Genomic DNA, 10152 nt, shown 5'->3' with positions numbered 1-10152 from the left:
TTGCCCGGCGGGTAACGAGATGGACGACGTCTTCAGGGCGCTCGCGGATCCGAGCAGGCGGCGCCTGCTCGACCGCCTGAACCACCGGAACGGGCAGAACCTCCGCGAACTGTGCGACGGCCTCGGGATGAGCAGGCAGGCGGTCACCAAGCACCTGCTGGTGCTGCAGGAAACGAACCTCGTGACGACCGCGCGCCGGGGCCGCGAGAAGCTGCACTACCTCAACGTCGCCCCGATCAACGACATCGCCGAGCGCTGGATCGACCGGTACGACCGGGAGCGGGCCGGTCTGCTGTCCGACCTCAAACGCGCGCTGGAAGGAAACCGCATGCCGCAGGACCCGTTCGTCTACGTCACCTACATCGAGACCACTCCGGAACAGCTGTGGCAGGCGTTGACGACTCCCGCCTTCATCGCCCGGTACTTCCAGGGCGGTCCCGAATCGTCGTGGACCGAGGGCGCGCCGGTGCGGTGGCGGACCGCGCCGGGCGGGGAGCCGGTGGACCTCGGGCAGCGGGTGCTCGTGGCCGAGCCGTGCCGCAGGCTCGCCTACACCTGGCACAACTATCCGCCGGAGTCGGCCGAAGCGTTCGGCTGGTCCGAAGCGACGCTCGCGGAACGGCGGCGCGAAGCGATCACGCAGGTCACCTTCGACCTCGAACCGGTCGGCTCCGCCGTGCGGCTGACCGTGACGCACGACGGCTTCGAAGGCCGGACCGCGATGTACGAAGGGGTCAGCAAGGGCTGGCCGGAGATCGTCTCGAACCTCAAGACCCTGCTGGAGACCGGCGACACGCTGTCGCTGCCCGCCGACAGCCGGACGATCGAGGCCGCGGTGCGCGAGGGGTGAGGGCGTGCGGCGGTCTTATCGCGTGGCGCGGATGAGCAGGTTGGTGCTCGGCATGGTGACGGTGCCGTCCGCGTCCGCGTAAGGCTCCGCGGCTTCGGCCACGGCGTCCCAGATCTCCGGCGCGTTCTCGTCGCCGAACGTCTCGCGAATCATGCCGAGCATCGGCGGCGGCGTGATGTCGCGGGTGAACTCGGCGTAACGGCGTGCTGAGGAGAGCTGGAATCGCACGACGATTTCGGACACGGAAACGGAGCCGAACCCGGCCGCGGCGAGCTGCTCGCGCACCTGGCCGGCATCCGACATCGCGAACGGACCCGGCGCGCCGGGCGGCGGGGCGACCAGGCCGAGCTTCGTGGTGAACACGGCGGCGCCGAGCGCCATCATCGGCGCGGACTCCTCCGGCCCCCAGACCGCGGCGGCCAGCACACCGCCAGGGGAGAGGAGTTCGTGCAGCGAACGAAACAGCTTCTCCGGTTCCGCCGAGAACATCAGACCCCAGCGGCTCAAGGCCACGTCGAACGAGGCTGGCGGCAGGTCGAGTGCGTCGAGGTCGGCCTCGGCGAACTCGATCCCGGTGCGATCGCCTGCCCGCTTCCGCGCGGCGGCGACCATGCCGGGAGCGAGGTCGATGCCGAGCACCCGCCCGTCCGGCCCGGCGCGGTCGGCGGCGGCCAGCGCGAGATCCCCGGCCCCGCACGCGAGATCGAGCACCCGGTGCCCGGCCCGGACGTCGCCGAATCCGAACAGCTTGTCGCTCAGCTCCTCCGCGCCCTTGGCGAATTCGGGCGGCAGCGCGCTCCACTTGTCCGTGACCGTGTCCCAGAGCGATCGCTGAGCGTTTTTGAACTTCACGATGTCGAACCCCGGTGCGGCCATGACGCGTTCCCTTCGGGTCGAGGAGCGGAGTACACCATACTTTAATGAAGTCACCCGGGTGCCGAGGAAATGGCGACGACGGCGCCGCCGGGGAACCAGCCGCCGGCGTCGGCATGGGTGTGCGCCCAGCCGCTGGCCGCCGCCAGGTCGACAGTCGACGCGGCATACACCCGGAACGCGGATGCGCTGGGCTGGCGGCCGAGCCATGCCGCGTACCCGGTGGCGCACGGCGTGGCCGAGGGCATGGCGTCGGCCACCGCGGCGGCGTAGCGGCGCGGCTCGGCGCCACCGGGGTCGTAGGGGAGCACGAACAACTGACCGGCCGGAATCGCCAGCAAGGGCCGGGAAACCAGCCAGGGCGCGAGATAGACGCCCTGTGCGGGGACCCGGCCGCGCGCGACTTTCTCGAGAAGAGTCCGCGAACCGGCCCAGCCTCCGACCGCGGCGACGGGCAACCGCGCGGAGCCCGCATCCGCGGCGACGGAGACGGCGATGCCCGCTGCGGCGGCGCTTTCCCGTACCACCCGGGCCGCCGCGGCCGAACGTGGCGAGTCGTCCGAGTCGAGCAGGAGCTGTTTGTCGCCGCGCCTGGCCACGAACGCGATGGTCGCGCGCAGCGCCGCGGCGTCCGGACCGGCGAGCGAAACCGAGGGACACGGCCAGCTCGACCGGCCGGCCAGGACGGCACCGGCGATGCCGAGCGCGCATTCGGGCCCGTCCGGTCCGGCGAGCCCCTCGGGCGGGGGATCCGAGACAGCTCGGCCGGTGTCGACCGGCATCGCGACCAGCCGCCCGTCGCGCTGCAGCCACAGGGTGCTCGCTCCAGCAGGCAGCTGGATCTCGGCCCAGACGCCACCGGTGCCCGGCCGCGGTTCGGCGGGGCGCAGCGAACGCGGGTCGGCTCCGATCATGGCGACGCCGTCGGTGGCCTGGACCAGATTCCAGCCAGGTCGTTGCGGGACTACTAGAACGCGCTCTGTCCCGGAGGCGATGACGGCCGGGACGCCGGGTGTAGGACCGGCTGGCCCGATGACTGCCCGCGCGAGCCCGGCGAGCATGACAAGCGCCAGCAGCACCGCTTGGGCCTGCAAGACCCAACTGGCACGCGGGCGCGTTGGGTGCCAGCGCGCGAACCAGGCGAGAGAAACCGCGCCGGTCGCGAGTCCGGCACCGAGCGGGAAAGCCGCGCCGGAAACCAGTGCGGTGAACAGCAAACCCGCGGCAACGATCGCGGCGGCCACGGTCACCGGCGCCGCCGCGCGCCTCGCGGCTGCCCGGTGCCCGGCCACCAGTGCCGTGGCAGCGAGCACGACGTCGGCAGCGAGCAGGAGCGGGTCCGGCGGCTGGATCCAGAACTCGCCCGCCGCAACGCCGAGCGCCGCGGCGGCGAGGCCCGGGCCAACCCAGCGCTCGGACATCGGCAGGAACGGCCTCAGCAGTGCGAAGCCGATCAGGGCGGGGGCGCAGACGAAGAGCAGGACTCCGGCCGCCACCGGTGCCGCTCCGGCGGACGCGGGAACCCCGGGGTGGTCATGGGCCTGTGCGGCGAAAGGGAGCAAGCTCAGCCCGGTCTCAGCGGAGGTCCGCGTCCGCGATCGCGAACAGCACCCCGTGCGGTCTGGCCGCACCGGTCGCGCCGTGCGGCCAGACCGCACGGTTGAAGTCGACGCACGGCTGGTGCGTGACCTCGTCGCGGAACGAACTGTCCGGCGACACGGCGCCGGACGGAGCCACGTTCGCCAGGCACACCCGGTGGTTCCCGTCGAAACCGGTCGCCGCCACGAAGTAGTTCGAGGTGGCGACCCTGCTGATCCGCGGGGTCTCCCGATACCACCCGTCGCGCCCCGGCGCGAAGTGGTCCAGCGTCCCCCAATGCGGGCCGCCGCTGGTGTCGTCCACGATCGGCATCGCCCCGGCCACTGCCGGGCAGTCCGGCTCGGCCCCGCCCGCGGAGATCTCGGCCAGGGTGTCGACCGAGCAGCCCGGATGCCTGCCTTCCACCAAACGGCGAATGTCCAGTACGTAGAGCATGCCGGACTTCGCGGTGGCGGCGGGGGAGTTGACCCCGCCGAACATGACGGTGTGGAACAGATAGCGGTCGTCCGGGCTGGTCGCGAGCCAGCCGCCCGCGTCGAATGTGCTCGTCGGCGTCGCGGTGGGGTAAATGGTTTTGAACGCGGTTTCGTCGTCGAAGACCAAGCGCCACACCGGGTTCGCTGCTGTGATGTCGGGGGTGTAGTAGACGCCGCCGTTGAGCGTCGAGGCGAACGCTCCCCGGTGCGCCGGCTCGTTCGTGACCGCCGCTTCCATCACGCCGCGCGGCTCGTCGTAGGGCGGTTGATCGCCGCGCGGTCCGGCAGGCAGATGAGAAACCGTTTTGAGCTTCGGCCGCTGCGGATCGCGGATGTCGTAGGTGCGCACGGTGTCGCGGGTGACGTAGGGATCGGCGGTGTTCGCGGGCAGGATGATGTTCCGGACCTCGACGAAGTCGCTGCTCACCAAGGTCCCGAGATCCTGCCGGACGCCGATGCCGTGCGGGTTGGCGCAGGTGGGCTGCGGCAAGGCCGGAACGTTGTGGCACACCTGCGGATCCTCGGCAGTCGCGGTCGCCGACGGGGCCTCAGCCAGCACCGCGCCGTCGGGGGAGATGCGGGCGATTTCTCCCGGCGAGCCGGCAAAACCGTTGCCGTACCGGACTTCGCCGTCGGTGTAGGTGCACGGCCCGGCCGTGTTGGGGCCGCCGAGGAAGGAGCCGTACGCGGTGCCGTCGGCGAGGACGGCGAACGCGTCCGGTGCCGACCCGCACGGGGTGTCCGAGGGCAGTGCCACCCCGGTGAGCCTCAGTTCGGGAAGGCGGCTCACGTCGAGCACGAAGACGGTGTCCGACACCAGGCCCCCGGCGTACACGCGCTGTCCTTTGTGCCAGAGGTACTGCATGTGGTGCGGCTCGTTCGCGCTCTGCGGACTGAAGGTCGCGGTGTTCACGACCTTGCCGTAGGACGGCGTACCCGCGGTGACGTCGATGACCGCGACGAAATCCGGATCGGCGGGCCCGGCCTGCGATGCCTCGTCTCCCGCCCACGCCAGCAGGTACTCGTGGCGGCGATGGCCCGCCGCGGTGGTTCGTCGGTGGTTCGTGACGCTGAAGACCCGGCCGTCGCTCGCCTTGACGCTCGACGAGGAAACGGTGACCGCACCCGCGTCCGAAGTGCCGGGGCCGGTCAGGAAGGCAGCGGTGGTGGCGATGGCGCAAACGGCCGCCGCGAAAGGACGAAAACGTCGACCTGGTGTGAACACAGGGTCCCCCATCCCGGTGAAGCATGCCGACGAAAGGCTTCAAATAAATATAGGGAGATGACCGCCCGCAGGCAAGACGCAGTCATCAGGGAATAGGCAACCTGGAGGTTGCGTGAATTGCCGGACGTGTGCCACGCTGGAGTCCCGACACACGGAAGGCATCCACAATGGACAACAACCGGATCGAACGCGAAATCGTGGTCGAGGCTCCGCCGGAGCGGGTCTGGTCGCTGGTGGCGCGGCCGGGTTTCTGGGTTGCGGACCTGCCGGACGCGGAGTTCGAGCTGAAACCGGGCGCACTGGCCGTGCCGAAGCACGAGGAGCGGGGGCCGTTCCCCGTGCGCGTCGAGCGCGTACAGCCGGAAACCGAGGTCTCGTACCGGTGGGCCAGCACCTTTCCCGGCGAGGAGCCGCGCGACGGGAACTCCACGCTGATCGAGTTCACCGTGCTGCCCGAACGCGAGCACACCCGCGTTCGCGTCGTGGAGAGCGGGTTCGCCACGCTGGACAGCGAGGAGGCCCGCCGCCTCGAGTCGCTGCAGGGCAACATCGAAGGGTGGAACTACCAGCTCAACGCGCTGCGCGAGCGCGCGGAGCACCCGGTCGCGTGAGCGACGGGACAGGCGTGGCGCGGACGGAGGCGGACGGTACGCGCCTCGGCGGCCCGCTGATCCGGCTCGCCCTGGTCATGCTGCTCGGCGGGTTCATGCCGATGGTCGACGCGACCATCGTCAACGTCGGCATGAACAGCCTCGCCGGTCACTTCGAGGTCGCGCTCACCACGATCGAATGGGTCACCACCGGCTATCTGCTCGCCGTGTCGGTGGCGGCGCCGGTCGCGGGCTGGGCCGTGGACCGCTTCGGCGGGAAGGCGGTGTGGCTGCTGGCGCTCGGGCTGTTCCTGGGCGGATCCGCGCTGTGCGCGTTCGCGTGGTCGCCCGGTGCCCTGATCGGTTTCCGGGTGCTGCAAGGGTTCGGCGGCGGGATGCTGGAGCCGGTCATGATGACGGTGCTCGGCCGGGAGGCGGGACAGCAGCGGGCGGGCAAGCTGGTCGGGCTGCTCGCGCTGGTGATGAACCTGGGTCCGGTGCTCGGGCCGATCGTCGGCGGCCTGCTCCTGCAGTATCTCAGCTGGCAGTGGCTGTTCCTGGTCAACCTGCCGCTCGGGCTCGCCGCGTTCCTGCTGGCGCTGCCGCTGGTGCCGGCCGGGCATCCGGAGGCGGACCGGCGTCCGGTCGACGTCGTGGGCATCGCGTTGCTGTGCCCGGGGTTCGCGGCGGTCGAGTACGGCCTGGCGCAAGCCGCGGGCGGCGGGTTCGGCGCGGCGCCGGTCGTGGTCGGTCTGGTCCTCGGCGTTCTGCTCATCGGCGGGTACGTGGTGCATGCGCTGCGCGCCGAGAATCCGTTGATCGACGTCCGGCTGTTCGCCAGCCGCGGGTTCGCCGCCAGCGTCGTGGTGATCTTCCTGGCCGGCGGCGCGTTGTTCGGCGCGTTGTTCCTGATCCCGCTGTACTACCAGCAGGTGCGCCAGCACGGTCTGGTCGAGACCGGGCTGCTGCTGGTCCCGCTCGGGCTGGGCACGCTGCTGTGCATGCCGGTCGCGGCGAAACTGTCCGAAAAGGTGGGCGCGAACAGGCTGGTCCCGCTCGGCGGGGTGCTGGTGGTCGCCTGCATCGCCGTCTACACCCAGGCGGGAACGACGACGAACGAGGCGTGGCTGGCCGCGTGCCTGTTCGTCTTCGGGATCGGGTTCGGTCTGGTCGGGGCGCCCACGGTGGCCTCGATTTTCCGTTCGGTGCCGCCGAAATCGGTGTCGAGCGCGACCGGCTCGCTGTTCGTGATCAACCAGATCGGCGCCTCGCTGACGGTCGCGGTCGTGGCGTTGGTGGTGCAGCACGGGAAGGTGACGGGCAGCGAGACGGGCGTCTCGGACACGTTCGGCACCGCGTTCTGGTGGATGTGCGGCCTCGCCGCGGTCGGTGCGGTGTGCAGCCTCGGGCTGCCGGGTCGGCCGACAGCGCCGAAGACCGTCGAGGAAGCACCGGAAACCGCCCAGCAGTCGTGATCCCTCGGGTCACTGGGAAGGTGCGAGGCGTACCAGCGAAAGGTCGAGGGTGTAGCCGGCGGCGGGCAGGACGCCGTCCGGCTGCACCCTGGCCGCGTGCAGTTGCGGCGAACGCGGCTTCCGGAACAGCAGCGGGACGACCGCGACGTCCGCGAGCACCCGGCGCTCGGCGGCCTCCCAGTACTCCCGTGCGCGCGCCGGTTCCGCGACCGCGCTGAGCGCCTGGTCCACAAGGCGGTCGAAGGCGGGTTGGCTGTACAGACCGTGGTTCCCGGTGCCGGGCGAGTCGTTGGTCTCGAACATGGTCTGCAAGAAGACGCGACCGTCGGCACCGGGCCACGCGGGAGCGCGAGACGCGAGCGCGAGGTCCCAGCGGCCGGCGCGGGCCTGCTCCGGGTCGCCGAGCAGGCGGTGATAATCGTGGTTCGGCAAGGCAGCCCACTCGACGGTGATGCCCACGGTGGCGAGATCGTGTGCGCAAGAGCGGGCGATCGCCTTCGACAGCGGATCGTCGGAGTGGACGCCGCGCAGGGTCAGGCGCTCGGCGCGGCCCTTTTCGGCGTCGGCACCTGGCATCCCCGGCGTGTCCTGGTGAGCGCCCTCGGCAGGAGGCAGGACCCGGTCCGCGATGAGCGCGGTGGTGCCGGGGCTGTACTCGTCGTGAATCGCCAGCACAGCGGTCTTGTCGATGGCGCACGCGATGGCGGACCGCACGCCCAGCTCGCGGATCGCGCCGCCGGAGTTTGGGCTGCGCAGGTTGAAAACCAGGTACGGGTCCAGCGCGTAGCCCGGCTCGGCGTCGATCGTCCTCGACGGGTCGGCGGCCGCGCCGTCCCACGCCAGATCCGCGGTCCCGGACCGGATGCTGGCCTCGATCTCGGCTGGGGCGGCGGGCTCGGACACGACCTCGATCGTGTCGACGCCCTGGCCGCGGATCGGGTCGGTTTCCGGGTCCCAGCAGGCATTCCGGCCGAGGCGGATGCGCTCGCCAGGCCGGAACTCCACCGGCCGGTACGGGCCGTTGGAGCGGAGGTGGCGTTGCAGTTCGGGGCTGCCCGGGACGTAAGCGTCGTACTCCACGGGAGCCGGTGCGGCACACGGCAGCGCCATTATGTGCGCGAAGTCGAGCGCCGGTCTGGTCAGCTCGATCACGAGGCTCTCGTCGTCCAGCACGAACACGCCGGGGATCTCGTGGCTGTTCTGATAGTCGGCGAGATCCCGCGCGGTGGGTTCGCCCGAGCCGAACGCGTCGCGGTACCCGGCGCAGAACTCCGCCATACCGCGGATCGTGCTCGTGAAGCAGGGCAGCGCGGCCGGCCGGTGCACGGGGTTGCCGAGTCTCTTCAGCCCGCGGACCACGTCGTGCGCGGTGACCGGGCGGGGCGGCGTGGTGTCCCAGAAGACTCCGGGACGCAGGTGGACGACGTTGTTGACGTGCCGCGCCCCCATCCCGGTGTTGTACGTGGACGGGATGTCCACGGCCAGGTCCGGCAGCGGCGCGATCGCCTGCCAGTTCCGGAGGTTCGGTTCGGCGCGGTAGCCGAACAGGCAGCGGGCGAACAGCCGGGTGAGCTGGCGGGTGCTGTCGTGGTGGGCGGTCGCCGGATCGAGGTCGTCCACAACGGACGGTCCGACGAGGCGCAACGTCGCGGGGCCGGTCACGAGAGTTCGTCCGCGAGCCGGGCCATCACCGCGATCGCCCGGTCGATCTCGGCGCGGGTGTTGAACAGATGGGTCGTGATCCGGGCGGCGTAATGCTGGTGCGGGGAACCGGGCACGTCGAACTCGGTCCACCGGGTCCAGATCCGGTGCTCCTGTTCCAGCCGGTCGGTGAAAGCCGCGAACTTCTTGATGTTCCAAGCGGATTCGCGGTCGCGGAAGGGGTGGAAGGCGATCAGCGGCGACCGCAGGCGCTCGTCCGCTCCCGGCGAGTACAGGGCGTCCTGGCCGAACGTCTCCGCGAGCCGGCCGCGTGCGTAGTCGGCGAGATCCATGATGTGGCGTTCGATCCGGGCCCGGCCGATGTCGTCGAACAGCTCGCACGCCTTGGCGAGCGCCGCGCCCCTGGCGATGCTCGCGCTGCCCGCGGCCTGGACGTAGAGCGCCGTGTCGTCGCTGGCGACCGAGGTCGTGGTGCGCGGCGGAGGGCTGCCGACGATGGGGTACCAGGTCGAGATCACCGGCCAGAACGTCGGCAGCGGGAGCGGGTTGTACTCCGGGAAGACCTTGTTGCGCAGGTACAGCAGGCCGGTGCCGAGCGGGCCGCACTGGAATTTCGAACCGGAGCAGGCCATGAAGTCGACGCCGAGTTCGCGCAGGTTGCAGTCGAGCATGCCCGGCAGCAACGCGCCGTCGACCACGGTGGTCAATCCGTGCTGCTGCGCGAGTTCGCACAGCGCGCGCATCGGCATCAGGGTTCCGGTGAACAGGGTGATCGCCGCGAACGACAGCACCTTCGTCCTCGGCGTGATCGCGTCCGCGAACAGCTCGACGATCTCTTCGGCGCGCACGTCGTACCCGGTCGGCGGGGTGATCACCTTGACCCGCACGCCGAAGCGGTTGCGGAGCAGGTTGAAGTTGGACAGCACGGAATAGCACTCGTGGCTGGTGGTGACGACCTCGTCGCCCTCGCGCAGGTCGAGACCCTGGATGATGCGCGCGACGCCCTCGGTCGCGTTGTGGCAGATGACCATCTCGTCCATGTCCACGCCGAACGCGCGGGCGATGGCGGCGCGGTGCTCGAAGTAGCCGGAGGGCTTGTAGACGTCCGCCAGCCCGCCGGTCCATTCCCGGGTGACCCGGTCGACGGTGTCGAGCACCTCGTAGGGCATCGCGCCCACCGTGCCGGTGTTGAGGTGGATGGTGGCGGGATCGAGCGCGAAGAGCTTCCGGATGTCCTCCCAGGAAGCGGTCCGCAGCGGCGGGAGCTGGGCCGCCGTGACCGGGTGGCCGGATTCCAGGAGCTGGCTCACGAGTACTCCCTCGGTCGGATGCGGAGACGCCAATAATACTTTAAAAAGAGATGGTAATGTAAGAGGTCGGGTCGACGGCTGACGGGAGTCCG

8 protein-coding genes are annotated in these 10152 nt (G+C 70.6%); 3 read left to right on the top strand and 5 right to left on the bottom strand.

Annotation, left to right across the window (positions count from 1 at the left end; translation table 11 throughout):
• The first annotated feature begins 19 nt into the window (after positions 1–19).
• Complete coding sequence (locus RPX00_RS37235) at positions 20–850, top strand: ArsR/SmtB family transcription factor (protein ID WP_406632492.1); 831 nt, start codon at positions 20–22, stop codon at positions 848–850.
• Positions 851–865: 15 nt separating this feature from the next.
• Here the strand turns inward: RPX00_RS37235 and RPX00_RS37230 are convergent, their stop codons facing one another.
• Genes RPX00_RS37230 through RPX00_RS37220 form a run of 3 tightly spaced genes read right to left on the bottom strand, consistent with a single transcriptional unit; the run spans position 866 to position 5035 of the window.
• Positions 866–1726, bottom strand: a complete 861-nt coding sequence (locus tag RPX00_RS37230; RefSeq protein WP_406632490.1) for a class I SAM-dependent methyltransferase — start codon at positions 1724–1726, stop codon at positions 866–868.
• A 50-nt stretch (positions 1727–1776) separates the two neighbouring features.
• Positions 1777–3354, bottom strand: a complete 1578-nt coding sequence (locus tag RPX00_RS37225; RefSeq protein WP_406632488.1) for a DUF6239 family natural product biosynthesis protein — start codon at positions 3352–3354, stop codon at positions 1777–1779.
• A complete protein-coding gene (locus RPX00_RS37220; RefSeq protein ID WP_406632486.1) occupies positions 3299–5035 on the bottom strand; it encodes a hypothetical protein in 1737 nt (578 codons plus the stop codon). The genes RPX00_RS37225 and RPX00_RS37220 overlap by 56 nt, the downstream gene beginning before the upstream one ends.
• Positions 5036–5190: 155 nt before the next feature.
• Between RPX00_RS37220 and RPX00_RS37215 the strand changes: the two genes are divergently transcribed.
• Together RPX00_RS37215 and RPX00_RS37210 are read left to right on the top strand one after the other, a co-directional pair.
• Entirely contained in the window at positions 5191–5634 is a 444-nt protein-coding gene (locus RPX00_RS37215) for an SRPBCC domain-containing protein (RefSeq protein WP_406632484.1), read from the top strand.
• Positions 5631–7088, top strand: a complete 1458-nt coding sequence (locus RPX00_RS37210; RefSeq protein WP_406632482.1) for a DHA2 family efflux MFS transporter permease subunit — start codon at positions 5631–5633, stop codon at positions 7086–7088. The genes RPX00_RS37215 and RPX00_RS37210 overlap by 4 nt, the downstream gene beginning before the upstream one ends.
• A 9-nt stretch (positions 7089–7097) precedes the next feature.
• Here the strand turns inward: RPX00_RS37210 and RPX00_RS37205 are convergent, their stop codons facing one another.
• Entirely contained in the window at positions 7098–8750 is a 1653-nt protein-coding gene (locus RPX00_RS37205) for an ABC transporter substrate-binding protein (RefSeq protein WP_406632480.1), read from the bottom strand.
• Positions 8747–10060, bottom strand: coding sequence for an aminotransferase class V-fold PLP-dependent enzyme (locus RPX00_RS37200; RefSeq protein WP_406632478.1), 1314 nt, complete (start codon positions 10058–10060; stop codon positions 8747–8749). The genes RPX00_RS37205 and RPX00_RS37200 overlap by 4 nt, the downstream gene beginning before the upstream one ends.
• Between the last annotated feature and the right edge of the window lie 92 nt (positions 10061–10152).

Origin of the sequence: Amycolatopsis sp. WGS_07, from assembly GCF_045278895.1 — a bacterium.
Lineage (GTDB): Bacteria > Actinomycetota > Actinomycetes > Mycobacteriales > Pseudonocardiaceae > Amycolatopsis.
The sequence above is the reverse complement of the archived record's forward strand: the minus strand, read 5'-3'. Positions and strand labels throughout refer to the sequence as shown.

Coding starts and splice junctions, on each gene's coding strand:
- RPX00_RS37220 (WP_406632486.1), bottom strand. CDS start 5,035: ATGGGGGACCCTGTGTTCACACCAGGTCGACGTTTTCGTCCTTTCGCG.
- RPX00_RS37215 (WP_406632484.1), top strand. CDS start 5,191: ATGGACAACAACCGGATCGAACGCGAAATCGTGGTCGAGGCTCCGCCG.
- RPX00_RS37230 (WP_406632490.1), bottom strand. CDS start 1,726: ATGGCCGCACCGGGGTTCGACATCGTGAAGTTCAAAAACGCTCAGCGA.
- RPX00_RS37235 (WP_406632492.1), top strand. CDS start 20: ATGGACGACGTCTTCAGGGCGCTCGCGGATCCGAGCAGGCGGCGCCTG.